This window comes from Bradyrhizobium sp., from assembly GCF_049519115.1.
Taxonomy (GTDB): Bacteria; Pseudomonadota; Alphaproteobacteria; order Rhizobiales; family Xanthobacteraceae; genus Bradyrhizobium.
Window position 1 is genome coordinate 147,888 of the sequence record NZ_JBEKRB010000003.1, and the last position, 18,816, is coordinate 166,703.

Consider the following 18,816-nt stretch of genomic DNA (forward strand, 5'->3'; position numbering starts at 1 on the left):
GCGGCAAGCGGGGATGGCTACGTGGTTGCTTAGTCGGAAAAGTCTCTTCGTCATTCCGGGGCGCCACGAAAGTGGCGAGCTACGATGTGCAATTGCACATCGGAGAATCCATCGCACCGCATGAATGTCGGGAAAAATGGATTCCGGATAGCTGCTGCGCGGCTTCCGAAATGACGAGGGAGGGTTGTCACGCCGCCCGCTGCAAGTCCTCGGAGAGCGCGCGATAGGACAGCGCCTCGGCCAGATGCAGCCAGGTGATCTTCTCGGCGCCATCGAGATCGGCCAAGGTCCGCGCCACCCGCAATACGCGATGATAGGCGCGGGCCGAGAGCCGCATGGTCTCGGAGGCCTCGCGCAACAGTTTCGTTCCCGCCGCGTCCGGTTGTGCGATGGTTTCCAGTACGGAAGCCGGTGCTTCCGCATTGGTGCGAATGTTCGGCAGACCAATTCCGGCATAACGCGCGGTCTGGATATCGCGCGCCGCCGCCACCCGCGCGGCCACTTCTTTCGAGCCTTCCGCCGGCGGCGGCAAAATCAAGTCGGCCGCGCTCACCGCCGGCACTTCGATGCGCAGATCGATGCGATCCATCAGGGGGCCGGAGATGCGCGCCTGATAATCGGCCGTGCAGCACTCGATGCGATTACGTTTACACGCGAAGCCCGGCGCAAAGGCGTGGCCGCAGCGGCAGGGGTTCATCGCCGCGATCAGCATGAACCGCGCCGGATAGGTGACGCGGTGATTGGCGCGCGACACCGAGACCTCGCCGTTTTCGAGCGGCTGGCGCAGCGAATCGAGCACGCGCGGATCGAATTCCGGCAGTTCGTCGAGGAACAGAACACCGTGATGGCTCAGCGAAATCTCGCCGGGCTTGGCGCGCAGGCCGCCGCCGGTCAGTGCGGCCATGCTCGCCGAATGATGCGGCGAGCGGAACGGCCGCTGCGCGGTGAGCGCGCCGTCGCGGATTTCGCCCGCGACGGAGGCGATCATCGAAACTTCCAGAAGTTCGGACGGCGACAATGGCGGCAGGATCGAGGGCGGGCGCGCGGCGAGCATCGACTTTCCAGCGCCGGGCGATCTCATCATCAGCAGATGATTTCCGCCGGCGGCCGCGACTTCGCGCGCGCTTGGCGCTTTCCTGGCCCTTGATGTCGCGCAGATCGAGCGTGCTTGCAGTTGCCGCGTGCACCTTCGGCGAGGGCCGCGACAAAACGTGCGTGCCTCGGAAATGATTGGCGATCTGGATCAGCGAACTCGTCGCCACGATCTGGAGTTCGGGGCTCGCCCAGGCGGCTTCGGCGCCGCAGGCTGCCGGGCAAATCAAACCTTCCTCGCGCGCGTTCGCCCCGATCGCGGCCGGCGCAATCGAGCCGTCGAGGCCGAGTTCGCCCAATACCGTGAAGCCGGAAAGCGCGTCCGGCGGGATGGCGCCGATCGCCGCCATCAGGCCAAGCGCGATCGGCAGGTCATAATGGCTGCCTTCTTTCGGCAAATCTGCAGGCGCGAGATTGACGGTGATGCGGCGCGCGGGCAGCGCCAGCCCCGAAGCGATCAGCGCGGAGCGAACCCGTTCGTGTGCCTCGGAGACGGCCTTGTCCGGCAGGCCGACGATGGCAAAGGCGGGCAAACCCGGCGCGACCTGCACCTGCACATCGACGGCGCGGGCCTCGATGCCCTCAAACGCGACGGTGGAAACCCGCTGGACCATTTGCCCCTCCGCAATCAAAGGTAGCGGAAGGCGCCGCGAGAGCAAGAACATTCAGGGAACAGTCGGCTGAGGAAAATGAGGGCATTCGGGGCGGCCACGCTTCCCGATCCGCCGTCATCCCTCTAAAAATAAAACATATTCAATAGTTTACGTCTCTGTCACCGATGCTGCCGATTCGGGTTCCACCGGTTTTCCGAATGGCCCCATGCCGTTTCGGTTCCATTCCCGGGCGTTATCCCCGCGGAGGGAGTCATGCCGATGTATCGCGCCTATTTCATCGATAAAGACGACAGGGTGGAGTCTTTCAAACCTGTCGAAGCCGATAGCGACGAAGAGGCGCTGGCGGCAGCCACGCAGCTTGTGGATGGCCATGACGTCGAGGTCTGGCTTCTCGACAGGATGGTCGGCCGGCTGACCAAGCAAGTATAAGACAGGCGGAGTTGCAATCCACGCGGAGGGCAAGATGTCTGTATCACCACCTGATGGTTTTGCGCTGATCAAGCCGGGCCAGACCTATCTCGGCAAGCAGGGCATCGTTTACGGCGCGGGCGCGTCCAAGGAGACGGTCGGCGCGCAAAAGATCTGCATGAACGTGATGCCGATGCCGCCGGGCGCGGTCGCCAAAGCGCATTACCACAAGGATATCGAGACGATCGCCTACATGCTTGAGGGCGAGTGCGCCGTCTATTACGGCGATCATCTGGAAAAGCGCGTCGACGTGAAACAGGGCGAGCAGTGTTTCTGCGACGCCAACATTCCGCATGCGCCGCGCAACGAAAGCGGCAAGCCCTGCACCTGGATCGTCGTGCACTCCTCCGGCAGCGATCAGGACGGCATCGTGCTGTTGCCGGAGTTGGATAGGGAATTGGCGCAGCGGCTGGCGGACAAAGTGTGAGCGGCTAACTTTATTGCTAGGCCAACCGGTATCCACCCTCGGTTCAAGTCCGAGGGCATGCTTCGCTCGAAAACGCTCTGGTTTTGGGAGGACCTGATGTTCCGTTTCGCGTTCCTCGTTTTGCTGGCGCTGCCCCTCGCGACGCGTTGCCTTGCACAACAATTTCCGCTTCTGCCGGGCGGCGAGTTGCCTGTTGCCGCGATAGAACTGGACAAGATGCCGTGGACGAAAATTCCCGGCATCGACGCACAGGAATTTGCGACCATCGTGGGCGACCGCGCAAAACCAGGACTTTATATTCAACTCGTCCGCTGGCCGCCCCACTCGGTCCTCAAGGCGCACTCGCACCCCGATGACCGGTACGTGATGGTGCTGAGCGGCACGTTCTATCACGGCATCGCTGAAAAATTTGACGAGAGGAAATTGGAAGCGCGGCCGGTGGGCAGTTTCTTCACCGAGCCAAAGGGTGTTCGTCATTTCGGAATGACAAAGGATGAGGCAGTGGTGCTGTACTTTGTCGGCACCGGCCCGTCGACAACGGACAATCTCGAAAAATAAGCCTGGGACGGTCCGCCGGTCGGTGGTGGCCGGAGCCCGTTAAGGAATTGGCGGAGCGGCTCGCGGACAAAGTGTGAGTTCTTATCCCTCCACCGCGGAACGCGCGGCGAGGGTGGATCATCGTGAGCGGAAGCGAGCGATGAGCCGGGTGGGGGTTGCTTGTCCAGACCCCCACCCTGACGCCCATTTCATTCGCGTCTTCCCTCCCCGCAAGGGGGAGGGATAAGGAAGCGCCTTCATCGCGACTTATGCGCCTCAGACCGAACCGACGATGCCTTCGACCAGATAGTCCGTGCTTTCGAGCGACGGATCGTAGAGGGGAGTGTCCTTGCTGGTGATCACCTTGCCCGCATTGCTCTTGACGGTGCCCGTGAAAATCGGCTTGCCCGCCTTGAGATCCGCAATCGCGGCCGTCGCGGCATTGCGGCCGGCGTCGCTGCATCCGGCGCCGAATGCCGAGCTTTGCACCATATCCTTGTCGTACCCGCCGATCACCATGTTCGGCAGCTTCTCGCCCTTGCCGATCATGCCGGCGAAGCTCGTGTAAATGGTGCCCCACTTCAGTTCGGCGCCGGTGATGAAGCCCTTCGGCGCCAGATCAGCCTGGTTGGCGTTGTGGCCGCAGCTCTTGACGCCGCGCTTCTCGGCGGTTTCGACCACCACCTTCGGGCTGTCGATGTGGCAGGCGATGATATCGCAACCGGCATCGACCAGCGCGTTGGCGGCTTCGGCCTCGCGTACCGGCATCGCCCAGTCGCCGGTGACGATCAGTTGCACGGTGGCGTTGGGATTGACCTTGCGCGCGCCCAGCGTGAACGAGTTGACGTTGCGCAGCACCAGCGGAATCGGCTTGGCCGCGATGTAACCGATCTTGTTGGACTTGGTCGAAAGGCCGGCGGCGATGCCGTTCACATAATGGCCCTGGTCGAGATAGCAGAAATAGCCGCCGGCGTTGGTCGGATCCTTGCCCTCCTTCCACAGAGATGTCGGATGGCGAAACTCGATCTTCGGGTATTTTTTGGCCGCATCGAGCATGAAGGGGTTGAAGTAGCCGAACGAGGTCGGGAACAAGAGTGTTGCGCCGTCGATGTTGATCATCGACTCCATCGTTTTCGTCACCGCGACCGTCTCCGGCACGTTCTCTTCCTCGACCACCTTGACGCCGGGCAGGTCCTTCAGCGCCTTGGCGCCGACCGCATGGGCCTGGTTCCAGCCGTAGTCGGCGCGCGGGCCGACATAGATGATGCCGATCGTGAGGCCGGCGGCCTGCGCCGGAGCGCCGAGGCCTGACAGCACAAAGGGGCTGGCTGCCGCGCCGCCGAGAAAAGTTCTGCGAGAGAGGTTTCTGCGGGAGATGGAACGCGTGATCATCGACAATACTCCGTCCTGGTTCGCGGCATTGCCGCCGCGGTGATGGGAAGCTTGGGCAAGAAGAACCGCGAAAGCGGCAGCGAGAAAATCGTCGTTTGTTGAATCATCGTTTTCGCGATCATTTTTTCCCCCTGGCTTTCGGTCGGGAAAGCCGGGCGACCTTGGCGGAGCCGGCGCCATCGAGACCGCCGGCATAGCGCGACAGCACGGCGCCGAGATCGAAGGTGGCCTCGCGCCCCTGGTCGAACAGCGCCCGCTCTTCGACCGAGCCCAGATGATGATCCATGATCTTGATGGCGGCATCCGCATCGCCGGCGCGCAATGCGGCGACGATTTCGCGGTGTTCGTTGACGGCGCAGTCGGCCGAATGCGGCCGTCCGTAAAGCGCGAGAATCAGCGAACAGCGCGACACCACTTCACTCAAGTAACGCCGCAGCAACGTGTTGCCCGCCATCCCGCCGAGCCGGGTGTGGAATTCACCGGCAAGCCGGATCGACACGCGGGCCTCGCCCGCCTGACGCGCGGCTTCCTCGGCCCGCAGATGGCCCTCGAGTTCGGCGCCGAATTGCGGTTGCCAGCGCCCGATCACGAGACGCACCACCTCGCGCTCCAACAGGCGGCGGATTTCGAAAATCTCCCGGGCCTGGTCCAGTGTCGGTTTCGCAGTGGTCGCGGTGCGCCGCGGCGGCGCATCGACCAGTCCTTCCGACTGCAACTGGGACAGTGCTTCGCGCACCAAGGTGCGGCTCATGCCAAAACGGACGCCAAGTTCATCCTCCGGCAGTTTGGTGCCGGGCGGCAGCGCCTGTTCGATGATGGCCTGCCGCAATGCCTGGCAGGCCAGATCGACGCGGGTGGATTTCTTGCTCATCGGGTACGCGCCCAGCGATGCCGGCCCGCATTGGCCAGCGAAATCTGGTGTACGGTATCACCGGGAACTGTACACAGAATGCAGAAATAATAGCCGCCGCGCGCGAATAAGCGGCAGCACTCCGCCCAAAGTTTGCGCTCGATTAGGCCCGGAAAGCGCCGATAATCGGTGCGAATGGATCGGTCCAGAATCGTGTCTGGCAGCTCAACTGTATACGAGATTTATCTCTGGGTTGCTTGGGAGGCATTGAATGGCGGAAAACGTGATCAAATTGCAGCTCAATCAGCAGCAGCTTGAATTGATGGACCGCACCATCGCGCGCGGCGTCGCGCCGGACCGCATTGCTCTGGTGCGCCTTGCGCTCCGCGAATACGTGGCCGCGCGCCAGGCCGAGACCAAAGCGAAGCCGAACGATCGGGAGGCGCAGCGATGAGCGAGCGCGATATTCTGTTCGAACATGTTCTGGAGCCCGGCACCGGCAAGGCGATCGAACTCCTCAAAGGCCAGATCCTGCGCGTCGAGCAGGCCGAAGGCGGCCAGTGCGCCGACTTCAATTGTTTCAACCTGCATGACTACAAGGAGTTCATGCATTGCGGGCGCACCCGCACGGTGCATGGCTTTCATCCCACGACAGGCACGTTCATGTGGTCGGCGCCGCCGCGTGAGCGCGCCATGCTCTATATTTTGGAAGATACGGTCGGACGCAACGACGTGCTGTTTCCCCGTTGCAGCGCCTATGTCTACGAGGCGTCGTACGGCTTCTCGGTGCACACCAATTGTCACGACATCCAGGCTGAGGCGCAGCGCGAATACGGGCTGACCCCCGACGACGTGCACGACTCGTTCAACCTGTTCATGTGCACCGGCGTCGATCAGGACGGCCACGCCTATATGACGCGGCAAACCACCAAGGCCGGTGACTACGTCGATCTGCTGGCGCTGATGGACGTGCTGGCGGTGCCGAACGTCTGCGGCGCGGATGTGATGCGCACCAGTAATTTTGCGCTCAAGCCGCTCAAGTTGACGGTGTTCGCGGCGACCGACGCCGATCTGGCGCGCGTGCCGAAGACGCCAACACTGGCAAGCCAGCGCACGCCGAAGGATTTTCGCAATCCCACGATCAAGACCGACCGGCCGTTGCGCCGCGATCCCGCCTACAGGTCGGAATTTCCGAATACGCCGATCCGTGTCACCGAGCTTCCCGTCGCGCTGTCGGCTGAGGAGTTCGCAGCGTTCCAATCGGTCAAGCGTACCGACATCTATGGCGATGACGACGCGGCGGCGCTGCGCGATCTGCTGTTCTCCTGGTGGGAGGAGCGTTTCCTGCAGGCCCATGCCGGCGCGCCGTCGATCGAGAGTGAATGATGGACGCGATGTCCCACGCGCCCGGCGAGCCGCCGCACGACGTCACCTTCGACTTCCGCGTACTGTCGGCGCGCGACAAATACAAGCTGATGATCGGCACCGTGGTGCCGCGCCCGATCGCGCTGGTGACGACCGTCGACGCCAACGGCCGCGTCAACGCCGCGCCGTTCAGCTTCTTCAATTGCCTGTCGGCCGATCCGCCGATCCTGGCGTTAGGGGTCGAAAACCATCCGGACATGCGCTTCAAGGACACCGGATTGAATATCCGCCTGACCGAGGTCTTCACCGTCAACATCGTCTCGCATGCGATTGCGGAAGCGATGCATGTCTGCGGCGTGTCGTTCCCGCCCGACCGCGACGAATTGCAGGCCGCCGGCCTCACCGCGATGCCGGGCAAGACGGTGGCCTCGCCCTGGATCAAGGAAGCGCCAGCGGCGTTCGAATGCCGGCGTCACCTCACGCTCGAACTCGGCAAGTCACGGCAGATTATCCTGGGCGAAATCCTGTTCGCGCACTACCATTCCGACGTCGTCGATGCCGATCGATTGCACATCGATCCCGCCAAACTCGACGCGATCGCGAGGCTGGGCGGCAACACCTGCTCGACTATCCGCGACCGCTTCGACATGCCGACGCCGACCGTGGACGATTTCAGGCCGGCGGACGCATGAGCCTGTTGTTTATCGCTTCACATCGACAGCGACAGGCTGATCCTTGGCCTTGATGCGGATCACGATGGTCCGGGACACCCCGTCGGTGGCGTTGCGCCCGAAGTGCGGGGTATTCGGCGGGGTATAGATCGCCTCACCGGCTTTCACGACCTTGGTGCCGACGCCGTCAATCTCAAAAGTCTGCTCGCCCTCGACAACATAGGTGAGCTCGTGTCCCTCCGGGTGCATATGCAGCGGCAATCTGAAACCGGGCTGCCAGCTCGATGCGTACATCAGCACTTCCTGCCCGGGCAGATTGTTCAAGTCGCTCTGGAAAACTAATTTGGTCGCGAGCGCCGGCGCCTGGGCGTGGATGATTTCGGACGAGGCGGCCCCCACCACGATGCCGCCCGCGAACAACAACGCCGCAAGACCTTTTCGTTTCATGTTCGCTGCCTTTCCGGTCAAAATTGAAAAGAAAAAAGGGCGGCTCGAAAGCCGCCCCGTATTCGAAGCCGCTTTCAAAGCGGCGTGATCTGCATCGGCTCGGGTACGTAGTGGAAACCCTCGCCCGTTTTGGCAATATGGCCGACGCCGGGCCACGGATAGTGATAGGCGAGCACCGGGATCTTTTGCGCCGCCAGCATGTCCAGCATTTTCACGCGGCTATTCGCCGCCTGCTTTGGATCGGTGTCGAAGGAAAATTCCATCCGCGGCTTTTCCATCAACAGGATCGGATGGTGGGTGAGGTCGGCGGTATAGGCAAAGGATTTGCCGTCCGACGAGATCACGAAGATGGTGTGGCCGACGGTGTGTCCGGGCGCCGACAGAGCGGTCACTCCCGGCAGGAACTCCTGCTCGTCCTTGTAGAACACCAGGCGGTCGCGCACCGGCGTCAGGTTCTTCTTGGCGTGGTCCACGAAGTCCTTCATCGGGGCGCCGGCCTTGTCGTAATCGGTCCAGTAATTGAAGTCGCTCTCGGCGATGTAGAATTGGGCGTTGGGGAAGAGATTCTTGCCGTCATCGCCGACCACGCCGCCAATGTGATCGATATGGCCGTGCGAAAACACCACGGCGTCGATGTCCTCCGGCTTGATGCCGGCTTCTTTCATGCTCTTCTGCTGGCGTCCGGTGGTCGGGCCGAACATCTTTGACGTGCCCATGCCAGTGTCGAACAGCACGAGTTTGTCGCCGAGGTTCACGATTGGAGAATTCTGTTCCAGCACGACGCTCGCAGGCGGCAGGAAATTGTCGGTCAGCATCTTGCGCATTTCGTCGTCGGGCACGCCGGTGAAGGTGCCCTTTGGGTCGCCCAAGGCCAGCGCGCCGTCGGAGACGACGGTAACCTCGGCGCCGCCGACGTTGAAGCGATAGAAGTATTGCGGCTGCGGGCCGAGCTTTGGCGCTTTTGCCTGCGCGACGTCGCCCAACAGGGCCGATGTGGTAAGACCTGCGCCCAGCGCAAGCAGCGACCTTCGCGAAACATCTGATGTCATGCTTGTTCCCTCCACTTATGATGTGTTGGATCGTCTTATGTCGGCGATCTTAGTTGCTTTGTTGATGCGGAACCCTCGCGACAAACGCAAAAGCGTTTGCGCGCGGATCACGCATCAGCTTACCCGAAAAGCTGCGACCGCTTTTTGACATTTGGAAGGCGATGCAACTCGCGCGACGCTACCGCACCGGCGTTCAATCCAAGCTGTGCCTTTTGTCGCGGGCTGCAATGCGAAGATTCGAAAAATGCCGCATGCCGGAAAATGCGGATGGTGCGCGAACCACTCCGCGCCACATCCGGTCAGCGTTGTTGACCCAATTTCCTAGGCGCGCTTGCCTTCGATCGTATCCCAGATTTTGGCGGCGACGTCCGGTCCGTTGAGCCGGGCGATGGCGCGAATGCCGGTCGGCGAGGTCACGTTGATTTCGGTCAGATTGCCGTCGATCACGTCGATGCCGACAAATAAAAGCCCGCGCTGGCGCAAATGCGGCCCGAGCGTTGCGCAGATCTCGCGCTCGCGATCGGAAAGCTCGGTGGCCTTCGCCGCGCCGCCACGCACCATGTTGGAGCGCAGATCGTCCGCCGCCGGCACACGATTGACGGCGCCGGCAAACTCGCCGTCGACCAGGATGATGCGCTTGTCGCCGTGCTTCACTTCCGGCAGGAAGCGCTGAATCACCCAAGGCTCCCTGAACGTGACGGAGAACATGTCGAACAGCGAGCCGAAATTCATGTCCTGCGGCAGGATGCGAAACACCGCAGCCCCACCATGGCCGTGTAGCGGCTTCATCACGACCGCGCCGTGCTCGTCGCGAAACGCGTTGATCTCGTCGAGATCGCGCGAGATCAGCGTCGGCGGCATCAACTGCGGGAAATCCATCACGAACAGTTTTTCCGGCGCGTTGCGCACGGAGGCCGGGTCATTCACCACCAGCGTCTTCGGATGGATCTGTTCGAGCAGATGTGTCGAGGTGATATAGGCAAGGTCGAATGGCGGATCCTGCCGCAGCAGGATGACGTCGAAGGCCGAAAGCGGTTCGCGCCTCGGCTCGTCGAGGGTGAAGTGGTCGCCGACCTCGTCGCGCACCGTCAGCGCCTGCACCTGCGCCACCAGCTCTTCGCCCTTCAGGGAAAGTTTATCGGGCGTGTAATAAGACAGCCCATGCCCGCGCTTTTGCGCCTCCAGGAGCAGCGCGAAGGTGGAATCGCCGCGGATGTTGATGCGCGCGATCGGGTCCATCTGGACGGCCACGTTCAGTTTCATGGGCTAGAGCTCCGATTCCGAAGTTCGCAAGATAGCGCGGCGACCTCCGATGCGAACTTCGGAATCAAAGGAGCTCTAGCAAACCTCGTATTTCTAGTGCGGCTTTGAATTTGAAGTTCCTATGACAAACTTGTAGCAACCCCCGATAGGAACTTCAAATTCGCCGCACCAGGATCCGTCAGCTATCTCGGTCAGTGTTCACTTAACTACTCGCGTCGAAAGCCGATAACACATGGCGCGGCAAACGGCGCGGCGCGATCAGCATGGCATCGAAGCGCAAATCATATGCCTCATGTCCGGGGTGCGCCATCAGCCAGACCTGCGCGGCCGCGATGATCCGCGCCTGCTGGCGAGGCGTCACCGCATAGGCCGCGTCGTCGAGGCTTGTCCGTGCCTTGACCTCGACAAAGGCGACAAGATTGCGCCGTCGCGCCACGATGTCGATTTCGCCATTCGGAGTGCGAAACCGCCGGGCGAGGATGCGATAGCCCTTGGTGATCAGAACCGCAGCAGCCTGCGTCTCCGCCGAAAGGCCGGTGCGGAATGCCTCGACGCGCGCGGGCGAGGCCACTTTGTTACGACGGCCGTTGGCCTTATTGGCGTCGGTATCGGAATCAGTCCTGGCCATGCGTGCCCTTCGCCAGTTCAAGCGCGCGGGCATAGACTTCGCGACGTGGCCGCCCGGATACTTCGACCGCGTGCGCCACCGCGTCCTTGACGCTGTCGTGCGACAGCCGGTCGCGCAGGAGATCATCCACCTCGTCGATCGTCATGATTTGACTGCCGTCGGGCCGCGGTCCGATCACCAGCACGAATTCACCGCGCGTCTCCAGCGTCGCGGCCGATTGCGCCAGCTCGGTGAGCGGCGCGCGGGTGACTTCCTCGTGCAGCTTCGTCATCTCGCGGCAGATCGCGGCGTCGCGCGCGCCCATGATCGCGGCGAGATCGGCCAGGGTTTCCTGCACGCGGTTGCCGGATTCGAACAGCACTAGCGTCGCATCGAGCCGCGCCAGTTCGGTGAGGCGGGTTCGGCGTGCAGTCTGTTTCGGCGGCAGAAATCCTTCGAAGAAGAATCGATCGGTCGGCAGTGCTGCTACCGACAACGCGGTCAGCACCGACGACGGGCCCGGCAGCGCGACGACGCCAAACCCGGCGGCGCAGACCTCGCGCACCAGTTTGAAGCCGGGGTCGGAGATCAGCGGCGTTCCGGCGTCGGAAACGAGCGCGACCGAAGCGCCTTGCGACAAATGTTCGAGAATTTTCGGCCGGGCCGATGCTGCATTATGCTCATGATAGGGCGTGAGCTGGACGGTTATTCCATAACGCTCGGTCAGGCGGCGGGTGATCCTGGTATCTTCACAGGCGATGAGGTCGACGCCGGCAAGCGTTTCCAGCCCGCGCAGCGTGATGTCGCCGAGATTGCCGATCGGCGTTGCGACCAGATAAAGTCCGCCGGCCGGCTTCGGCGCGGCCAGCGTCTGCCCGTTCAAGGCATAGGTCCGTGCAGCGGGCTGGCCCGCGGCATCAGGCGTGTTGGTGGAAACGACTTTTGCGCGCATAATGGTATTGTAAAGCACGGCGAGGGAGAGTGCGAACCGCGGCGAGGGGTTCGCGCCAGGTGAAAAGGCCAGGGAACGACCGAGACAGGCCCAAGATAAAGCGGGTTTCTTTCGCATGGCGAAGTGATCAACCCCTAGGGCCGGAAGGCTAGAATCCTTTTGTTTTGGTTAACTATTCGCCGACAATATGCCTGAATCCACCCCTCCTGATGGCGAAGTCCTGGCCTTATCGTGGGCCGGGTAAGAAAAGAGATATGATGGTGGGTCCGTTCGATCCCAACGTTCAATCCGGTAAATCTGGAACCGAGGGGTCCGGAACAGGTCAGTCCGGGCTTCCGGGCACACCGGCGAGCCGGCGGACGGCGCTTGGACTCATTTTGGGGGCCCCGCTGCTTGGCGCGTGTGCCGGCGTCCAGCAGAGCATCAGCCAGTTTTCTCTTCCCGGCTCGTCGTCGCCAGCCGCAGGTCCTGCCGGTCCGCCGGCTCAATCGACTTCGGTTGGGAATGGCCAGGTCAAGGTCGCGGTGATCCTGCCGTTGTCGGCGGGCGGCAACGCCGCCGTTGCCGCGCAGTCGATGAAGAATGCGTCTGAAATGGCGCTGTCGGAATTCCTCAATCCCAATCTTCAGCTTCTGATCAAGGACGACGCCGGCAGTCCGCAAGGCGCGCAGCAGGCTGCCCAGCAGGCGGTTGATGAGGGTGCGGAGATCATCCTGGGTCCGCTGTTTGCCACCTCGGTCCCGGCGGTAGCCCAAGTGGCGCGCAGTCGCGGCATTTCGGTGATCGCGTTTTCGACCGATTCGAGCGTGGCCAATCGCGGCGTCTATCTGCTCAGCTTCCTGCCGGAATCCGACGTCAACCGGATTGTCGAATATGCCGCCACCATCGGCAAGCGCTCGTTTGGGGCCCTGTTGCCCGAGAACGCCTACGGCAATGTCGTCGAGGCCGCGTTCAAGCAGGCGGTGCCGAAACGCGGCGGTCGCGTCGTCGTGTTTGAGAAATATGGCGCCGATCGCGCCGCGGCCGCGCGCAACGTGGCGGCGGCGCTGAGTTCCATCGACACGCTGCTGCTGGCCGACGATGGCGAAGCGGTGGTCGCAACAGCGGATGCGCTGTCGGCCGCCGGCGCTAACTTGAAAAACGTGCAATTGCTCGGCACGGGCCTTTGGGACAATCCGCGGGTGTTCGCAAGCCCGACGTTGCAGGGCGGGCTGTACGCCGCGCCCGACCCGGCGGGCTTCCGCAGTTTCTCTACCCGCTACAAGAACAAATACGGCGCCGAACCTGTTCGGACCGCGACGCTCGCTTACGATGCGGTGGCGCTGGTTGCCGCGTTGTCGCGCAGCCAGGGCGGCAAGCGCTTCACGACCGAAGTGCTGCTCAATTCGTCCGGCTTTTCCGGCATCGACGGCCTGTTTCGATTCCGCCCCGAAGGCATCAACGAACGCGGTCTTGCCGTGATGCGGGTTGCCACTGGCGGCCCGACGCCGGTCGCGGGCTCGCCCAGAAGTTTTGGGGCGTAGTTACTTCTGTTCTCCCGGCCAAGCGAGCAATGGCGAGCGGAGCCGGGATCCATAACCACCAATTTTGATCATTTGCGCTGCGGCCACAGCTCGCTCTAACTGCAAACCCCTATGGTTATGGGTCCTGCTTTTGCAGGGACGACGGAACTACGCCGCCAGATCCGCGACCACCGCATCGAGCACCGGAAACCCCGCTTGCGTCACGCGTAGCCGCCCATCGGCGTCGACTACAATCGCGCCTTCCTCGCGCAACAGCGCGATCCGGCGCGGATCGAGCGGCCGGCCCGACAAAGCCAGATAGCGGCTGGGATCGATGCCCTCCGCGAGCCGCAGCCCCATCAAGAGAAATTCGTCGGCGCGCTCCTCGCTGTTAAGGAGGTCGTCGACCACCACGCCATGGCCGTTGGCTTCGACGCGCATCAGCCAGGCTTCGGGCCGCTTCTCGGTCGAAATCGCATGCCTCACGCCCTCGATATCGAGACGTCCATGGGCGCCGGGGCCGATCCCGGCATATTCGTGGGCCCGCCAATAGACGAGGTTGTGCCGGCATTCGGCGCCGCCGCGCGCGTGGTTGGAGATTTCATAGGCGTTGAGGCCATATTGGCCGCAGACCTCCTGCGTCACGTCGTAGAGCGAGCGGGCCAGTGATTCATCCGGCGTCTTCAGCTTGCCTGCCGCATGCAAGCCGAAAAACGGCGTGCCCTCCTCGATCGTCAATTGGTAGAGCGAGAGATGTTCGGCCGCCTCCGCGATCGCCAGCTTCAATTCGCTGGTCCAGGCCTCGGCGGTCTGATCGGGACGGGCATAGATCAAATCGAAGGAATAGCGCTCGAACGAGCGGCGCGCGATCGCGACCGCGTCCAGCGCCTCGCGCACGCTATGCAAACGTCCGAGCATCTTCAGCGATGCATCGTCCAGCGCCTGCACGCCGAGCGACACGCGGTTGACGCCGGCGGCGCGATAGCCGGCGAAACGCGTGGCCTCGACACTGGTGGGATTGGCCTCCAGCGTCACTTCGACATCGGAAGCGACGCGCCAATACTTGCCGATCGCTTCCAGGATCGCTGCCACGGTCTGCGGCCGCATCAGCGAGGGCGTGCCGCCGCCGAGAAAAATCGATGACACCTCGCGATTCGGTGCGCGCGCCGCCGTGGTTTCGATCTCGCGGGCAAAGGCGCGGGCAAAGCGATCCTCGTCGATCGCGGCATGCCGGACATGGCTGTTAAAATCACAATAGGGACATTTCGACAGGCAAAATGGCCAATGCACGTAAACGCCGAAAGCCTGGTTGCGGTTACTAACCAAGGCAGCGCTCCGCCAGTTTGACGAAGGCGCGCGCCCGGTGCGACAGGCCTTTTCCAAGCGGGGGCAGGCCGTGCTTTTCGATTGAGCTCATCTCGCCGAAGGTGCGGTCGTGACCGTCGGGCAGGAACATCGGATCATAGCCGAAACCGGCCGAGCCACGCGGCGGCCAGACCAGCGTGCCATCCGCGCGCGCCTCGACTTCTTCAACATGGCCATCGGGCCAGGCCACGCACAGCGCCGAGACGAAATGGGCTTTTCGTTTAGCCGGCTCGTTGGCACCGCGCTCTTCGAGCAACCGTTCGATCCGGCTCATCGCACCATTGAAATCCTTGGACGGCCCGGCCCAGCGCGCCGAATAGATTCCGGGCGCGCCGTCCAGCGCTTCGACGACAAGACCGGAATCGTCGGCGAAAGCCGGAAGTTTAGCTGCGGTCGCGGCGGCCACTGCCTTGAGCTTCGCGTTCGCTGCGAAACTGTTGCCGGTTTCTTCCGGCTCGGGGAGGCCGAGTTCGCCGGCCGATATCGCAGTCACGCCGTGCGGCGACAGCAATTCGCGCATCTCGGCCAATTTGCCGGGATTGTGGGTCGCGATCACAAGCTGGCCACTGATTCGACGGGGCATGTTTTTAATCCTAGCCCACGGCTATCTTCTGCAAGTCCACGAGCTTGGAGACGCCCTTCTGCGCCAGCGCCATCAGCGCCAGGAACTCCTCTTGCGAGAACGGCGTCTTCTCCGCCGTGCCCTGCACCTCGATGATGCGCCCGTCGCCGGTCATGACGAAATTGGCGTCGGTCTCGGCGTTTGAATCCTCGGCGTAATCGAGGTCAAGCACTGGAGTACCGTTATAGATGCCGCAGGAGATGGCGGCGACGTGGTCGCGCAGCACATTGGTCTTGATCATGTTGCGCGCCTTCATCCAGGCGATGCAGTCGGCGAGCGCGACCCAGGCGCCGGTGATCGACGCGGTCCGAGTGCCACCGTCGGCTTGCAGCACGTCGCAATCCACCGTGATCTGACGTTCGCCGAGCGCTTCGAGGTCAAGCGTTGCGCGCAGCGAGCGGCCGATCAGCCGCTGGATTTCGACGGTGCGGCCGCTTTGCTTGCCACTGGAGGCCTCCCGCCGGGTGCGTTCCAGCGTCGCCCGCGGCAGCATGCCGTATTCGGCCGTCACCCAGCCGCGGCCCTGGCCCTTGAGCCACGACGGCAAGCGCTCTTCCAGCGTCGCCGTCACCAGAACATGGGTGTCGCCGAACTTCACGAGGCAGGAGCCTTCGGCATATTTGACCGCGCCGCGTTCCAGCGACACGGCGCGCAGTTCATCCGGCGCACGGCGGCTTGGCCGCATGAAAACCTCCAAAATTAACCAACAGATGCATTTGAGATGCGTTTGCCGTGCTTGTAGGAGGGGGAAAGGGCAGCGGCAAGGGCTTTGGCCTTTGTTTGGCGATCATTGCGTGCTTGTCACTGGCTTCCCGCGGGGACAAAATCAGAGCTGAAAACGTCGGGAGTTTGATTTTTGGTTCACCACGAACCGATCGGCCTGATCGCATCGCGTGCCGGGCTTGCCCAGCTCAACGAGCGTTCGCGGGATATCTTCCGCCAGATCGTCGAGAGCTATCTGGCGACCGGCGAACCCGTTGGCTCGCGCAACATCTCACGCCTGATCGCGGTTCCGCTGTCGCCGGCCTCGGTGCGCAATGTGATGGCCGATCTCGAAGCGCTCGGGCTGATCTATGCGCCGCATACCTCGGCCGGGCGGCTGCCGACCGAAATCGGCCTGCGGTTCTTTGTCGATGCCCTGATGCAGGTCGGCGATCTCACCGAAGCCGAGCGGCAATCGATCCAGACCCAACTCGCTTCCGTCGGCAAGGCGCAATCGGTCGAGGCTGCATTGGGCGAGGCGCTGACCCGGCTCTCGGGCCTTACGCGCGCGGCCGCCGTGGTGTTGACCGGCAAATCCAATTCGCGGCTGAAGCACATCGAGTTCGTTCGCCTGGAACCGGAACGCGCACTGGTCGTGCTGGTCGGCGAAGACGGCCAGGTCGAAAATCGTGTGCTGGCCTTGCCGCCGGGCGTTCCTTCTTCGGCGCTGATCGAAGCGACCAATTTCCTCAATGCGCGGATCCGGGGGCGAACGCTGGCGGAAGCCCGCCTCGAGCTCGAAACCGCGCTGACGCAGGACCGTGCCGAACTCGATCAGCTGACGCAGAAGGTGATCGCGGCGGGACTTGCCAGCTGGTCCGGCGGCGAAAGCGAGGATCGGCAACTGATCGTGCGCGGTCACGCCAATCTGCTCGAAGATCTCCACGCGCTCGAAGATCTCGAACGCGTTCGGCTGCTGTTCGACGATCTCGAGACCAAGCGCGGAGTGGTCGATCTCCTCGGCCGGGCCGAAAGCGCCGAGGGGGTGAGGATTTTCATCGGTTCGGAGAACAAGCTGTTTTCGCTGTCCGGTTCTTCCACCATCATCGCGCCTTACCGGGATGGCGCCGGCAAGATCGTCGGTGTTCTCGGGGTGATCGGGCCGACCAGGCTCAATTATGCGCGCGTGATCCCGACCGTGGACTATGCGGCCCGGATCGTCAGTCGCTTGCTGGGCGGGTGATCAGCGCTTGATTTTCGGCCGCTAAAGCACGATATCCGGCCCAGCAATCCGATCCTTAAGGCTATCCAAAAGACGATTTTCGAGAAGGATACCGCATGACCGATCCCAGCGGGCAAAACGACAATTCGGCCGGTCCGGAGCAAGGAGCGGAGCCCATGGTTTCCAAGCCCTACATCATGCCCGACGATCCCGAGCCGGGATCGGCCGAGGCGCTCGCCAAGGAAGCCGCGGACCTGCGCGACAAGATGCTGCGGACGCTCGCCGAAATGGAGAATCTCCGTCAGCGGACCCGGCGCGAGGTTGCCGACTCCAAGATTTATGGAATTACCGGCTTTGCCCGCGATGTGCTCGACATTGCCGATAGTCTTCAGCGCACCATCGATGCGGTTCCGGTCGAGACCCGGGAGTCCGCCGATCCTTTGCTGAAGTCGCTGATCGAGGGCGTCGAGTTGACCGAACGCTCGCTGCTCAGCGCGCTGGAGAAAAACGGCGTCAAGAAGTTCGATCCGCTAGGAGAGAAGTTCAATCCGAACTTCCAGCAGGCGATGTACGAGGTTCCCGATGCTTCAGTGCCGTCAGGCACGGTGGTGCAGGTCGTCCAGGCTGGCTACATGATCGGCGAACGGGTGCTGCGCCCGGCGCTGGTCGGTGTTTCCAAAGGCGGGGCGAAAGCAGCGCCAGCGGCGGAACAGCAGAATTAAATCCGCTAATCCATAAAGCGCGAACTTCTCCGCTTGTCATGGCCGGCACAGCCGTTCGAAGAACGGCGTCGCTTCCGCTCGCATATGACCCGGCCATCCATGTCTTCCTTTTTCTACGCCCAAGACGTGGATGCCCGCGACCAGCGCGGGCATGACGAAGAACGGGAGACTACACTGCGATATCGCCGGACTGGATTCGCTTCACGCCGGCCTTGGCCATATCCGCCCAGGCCTTGGCGAGCGAGCCCTGGGTGTCGATGCCGCGGCAGGCGTCCTCGATGACATAGGCTTCGAAGCCGGCCTTTCGCGCGTCCGTCGCCGTCCACGCCACACAGAAATCGGTCGCAAGTCCTGCGATGAAAAGCTTTTGCAGCTTGCGTGCCTTGAGATAGGCGGCAAGCCCCGTCGTCGTCTTGCCGTCGGCCTCGGTGAAGGCGGAATAGCTGTCGACGTCCTTGTGGTAGCCTTTGCGGATCACAAGCTCGGCCTGCGGGATCGAAAGGTCTTTCGAGAGCGAGGCGCCGTCGGTGCCCTGAACGCAGTGATCGGGCCACAGCACCTGCTTGCCGTAAGGAAGATCGATGGTCTCAAACGGCTTCTTGCCGGAATGTGTGGAAGCGAACGAGACGTGGCCGACCGTGTGCCAGTCCTGCGTTATCACGACGTTGGTGAATCCCTTGGCGAGCTTGTTGATGACCGGCACAACCTGATCGCCGTCTTTCACGGCGAGGCTGCCGCCCGGCAGGAAGCAGTTTTGCACATCGATCACGAGCAGCGCGGAAGCGTCATCGATCTTGATCGAGGCCGCCGCCCAAACGGGTCGCGCGGCGACCGCGGTCAAGGCCAGGCTTCCCAGCGCTGCGAGTGTCTGTCTTCGGTCCATCATGATGCCGGTCCCCTCTCTCTGTCGGATGACGTTAGCAAATCAGGTTGGCGGCGGAAGGTCA

At 62.6% G+C, this 18,816-nt stretch carries 20 protein-coding genes and 1 pseudogene; 9 read left to right on the top strand and 12 right to left on the bottom strand.

Going from position 1 to position 18,816, the window contains the following annotated elements; all coding sequences use genetic code 11:
• Positions 1-187 precede the first annotated feature (187 nt).
• Positions 188-1,706: pseudogene (locus tag ABSE61_RS04095) on the bottom strand (YifB family Mg chelatase-like AAA ATPase).
• 252 nt (positions 1,707-1,958) lie between these two features.
• Between ABSE61_RS04095 and ABSE61_RS04100 the strand changes: the two are divergent.
• The 3 genes from ABSE61_RS04100 to ABSE61_RS04110 all read left to right on the top strand — a co-directional run bounded on the left by ABSE61_RS04100 (position 1,959) and on the right by ABSE61_RS04110 (position 3,159).
• On the top strand, positions 1,959-2,135 hold the full coding sequence (locus ABSE61_RS04100; RefSeq protein ID WP_423869789.1) for a hypothetical protein: 177 nt from the start codon (positions 1,959-1,961) through the stop codon (positions 2,133-2,135).
• Between the two features lie 34 nt (positions 2,136-2,169).
• Entirely contained in the window at positions 2,170-2,601 is a 432-nt protein-coding gene (locus tag ABSE61_RS04105; RefSeq protein WP_423869790.1) for a cupin domain-containing protein, read from the top strand.
• 96 nt (positions 2,602-2,697) lie between these two features.
• Positions 2,698-3,159: a cupin domain-containing protein gene (locus tag ABSE61_RS04110; RefSeq protein WP_423869791.1), complete on the top strand. Its 462-nt coding sequence runs from the start codon at positions 2,698-2,700 to the stop codon at positions 3,157-3,159.
• A gap of 255 nt (positions 3,160-3,414) precedes the next feature.
• Here the strand turns inward: ABSE61_RS04110 and ABSE61_RS04115 are convergent, their stop codons facing one another.
• Together ABSE61_RS04115 and ABSE61_RS04120 are read right to left on the bottom strand one after the other, a co-directional pair.
• Complete coding sequence (locus tag ABSE61_RS04115) at positions 3,415-4,527, bottom strand: BMP family ABC transporter substrate-binding protein (RefSeq protein WP_423869974.1); 1,113 nt, start codon at positions 4,525-4,527, stop codon at positions 3,415-3,417.
• A gap of 121 nt (positions 4,528-4,648) precedes the next feature.
• Positions 4,649-5,401: a GntR family transcriptional regulator gene (locus ABSE61_RS04120; protein ID WP_423869792.1), complete on the bottom strand. Its 753-nt coding sequence runs from the start codon at positions 5,399-5,401 to the stop codon at positions 4,649-4,651.
• A 250-nt stretch (positions 5,402-5,651) separates the two neighbouring features.
• On the opposite strand from ABSE61_RS04120, the gene ABSE61_RS04125 reads away from it, so the two are divergent.
• The 3 genes from ABSE61_RS04125 to ABSE61_RS04135 are packed head-to-tail and all read left to right on the top strand — an operon-like array spanning position 5,652 to position 7,437.
• A complete protein-coding gene (locus ABSE61_RS04125) occupies positions 5,652-5,834 on the top strand; it encodes a hypothetical protein (RefSeq protein WP_423869793.1) in 183 nt (60 codons plus the stop codon).
• On the top strand, positions 5,831-6,766 hold the full coding sequence (locus ABSE61_RS04130) for a DUF1989 domain-containing protein (protein WP_423869794.1): 936 nt from the start codon (positions 5,831-5,833) through the stop codon (positions 6,764-6,766). Before ABSE61_RS04125 ends, ABSE61_RS04130 begins: the two co-directional genes overlap by 4 nt.
• Positions 6,766-7,437 carry a flavin reductase family protein gene (locus ABSE61_RS04135; RefSeq protein ID WP_423869975.1) on the top strand — a complete coding sequence of 224 codons (672 nt, stop codon included), beginning with the start codon at positions 6,766-6,768 and terminating at the stop codon, positions 7,435-7,437. Before ABSE61_RS04130 ends, ABSE61_RS04135 begins: the two co-directional genes overlap by 1 nt.
• A 9-nt stretch (positions 7,438-7,446) precedes the next feature.
• Here ABSE61_RS04135 and ABSE61_RS04140 read toward each other — a convergent pair whose 3' ends face one another.
• From ABSE61_RS04140 to rsmI, 5 genes are all read right to left on the bottom strand, one after another.
• Positions 7,447-7,863: a cupin domain-containing protein gene (locus ABSE61_RS04140; RefSeq protein ID WP_423869795.1), complete on the bottom strand. Its 417-nt coding sequence runs from the start codon at positions 7,861-7,863 to the stop codon at positions 7,447-7,449.
• Positions 7,864-7,937: 74 nt separating this feature from the next.
• Positions 7,938-8,912 (bottom strand): MBL fold metallo-hydrolase, encoded by a 975-nt coding sequence (locus ABSE61_RS04145; RefSeq protein ID WP_423869796.1) that lies wholly within the window; start codon positions 8,910-8,912, stop codon positions 7,938-7,940.
• Between the two features lie 321 nt (positions 8,913-9,233).
• Positions 9,234-10,175 carry a glutathione synthase gene (gene gshB / locus ABSE61_RS04150; RefSeq protein ID WP_423869797.1) on the bottom strand — a complete coding sequence of 314 codons (942 nt, stop codon included), beginning with the start codon at positions 10,173-10,175 and terminating at the stop codon, positions 9,234-9,236.
• A 202-nt stretch (positions 10,176-10,377) separates the two neighbouring features.
• Positions 10,378-10,803 carry a YraN family protein gene (locus tag ABSE61_RS04155; RefSeq protein ID WP_423869798.1) on the bottom strand — a complete coding sequence of 142 codons (426 nt, stop codon included), beginning with the start codon at positions 10,801-10,803 and terminating at the stop codon, positions 10,378-10,380.
• Positions 10,790-11,734: a 16S rRNA (cytidine(1402)-2'-O)-methyltransferase gene (gene rsmI, locus ABSE61_RS04160; protein WP_423869799.1), complete on the bottom strand. Its 945-nt coding sequence runs from the start codon at positions 11,732-11,734 to the stop codon at positions 10,790-10,792. The genes ABSE61_RS04155 and rsmI overlap by 14 nt, the downstream gene beginning before the upstream one ends.
• Positions 11,735-11,991: 257 nt before the next feature.
• Here rsmI and ABSE61_RS04165 point away from each other — a divergent pair, with 257 nt between their 5' ends.
• The gene (locus tag ABSE61_RS04165) at positions 11,992-13,257 is read left to right on the top strand and encodes a penicillin-binding protein activator (protein ID WP_423869976.1); all 1,266 of its coding nucleotides are present in this window, start codon (positions 11,992-11,994) and stop codon (positions 13,255-13,257) included.
• A 147-nt stretch (positions 13,258-13,404) separates the two neighbouring features.
• Here the strand turns inward: ABSE61_RS04165 and hemW are convergent, their stop codons facing one another.
• Genes hemW through rph form a run of 3 tightly spaced genes read right to left on the bottom strand, consistent with a single transcriptional unit; the run spans position 13,405 to position 15,908 of the window.
• Entirely contained in the window at positions 13,405-14,562 is a 1,158-nt protein-coding gene (hemW, locus tag ABSE61_RS04170; protein ID WP_423869800.1) for a radical SAM family heme chaperone HemW, read from the bottom strand.
• Positions 14,555-15,184 carry an RdgB/HAM1 family non-canonical purine NTP pyrophosphatase gene (rdgB, locus tag ABSE61_RS04175; RefSeq protein ID WP_423869801.1) on the bottom strand — a complete coding sequence of 210 codons (630 nt, stop codon included), beginning with the start codon at positions 15,182-15,184 and terminating at the stop codon, positions 14,555-14,557. Before rdgB ends, hemW begins: the two co-directional genes overlap by 8 nt.
• Positions 15,185-15,194: 10 nt before the next feature.
• Positions 15,195-15,908 (bottom strand): ribonuclease PH, encoded by a 714-nt coding sequence (rph, locus tag ABSE61_RS04180; protein ID WP_423869802.1) that lies wholly within the window; start codon positions 15,906-15,908, stop codon positions 15,195-15,197.
• Positions 15,909-16,079: 171 nt separating this feature from the next.
• On the opposite strand from rph, the gene hrcA reads away from it, so the two are divergent.
• Both hrcA and grpE read left to right on the top strand, forming a co-directional pair.
• The gene (gene hrcA / locus ABSE61_RS04185; protein ID WP_423869803.1) at positions 16,080-17,168 is read left to right on the top strand and encodes a heat-inducible transcriptional repressor HrcA; all 1,089 of its coding nucleotides are present in this window, start codon (positions 16,080-16,082) and stop codon (positions 17,166-17,168) included.
• 95 nt (positions 17,169-17,263) lie between these two features.
• Complete coding sequence (grpE, locus tag ABSE61_RS04190) at positions 17,264-17,869, top strand: nucleotide exchange factor GrpE (RefSeq protein WP_423869804.1); 606 nt, start codon at positions 17,264-17,266, stop codon at positions 17,867-17,869.
• A gap of 169 nt (positions 17,870-18,038) precedes the next feature.
• On the opposite strand, the gene pncA is transcribed toward grpE, so the two are convergent.
• Positions 18,039-18,755 carry a bifunctional nicotinamidase/pyrazinamidase gene (gene pncA, locus ABSE61_RS04195; protein WP_423869805.1) on the bottom strand — a complete coding sequence of 239 codons (717 nt, stop codon included), beginning with the start codon at positions 18,753-18,755 and terminating at the stop codon, positions 18,039-18,041.
• Positions 18,756-18,816: the final 61 nt, after the last annotated feature.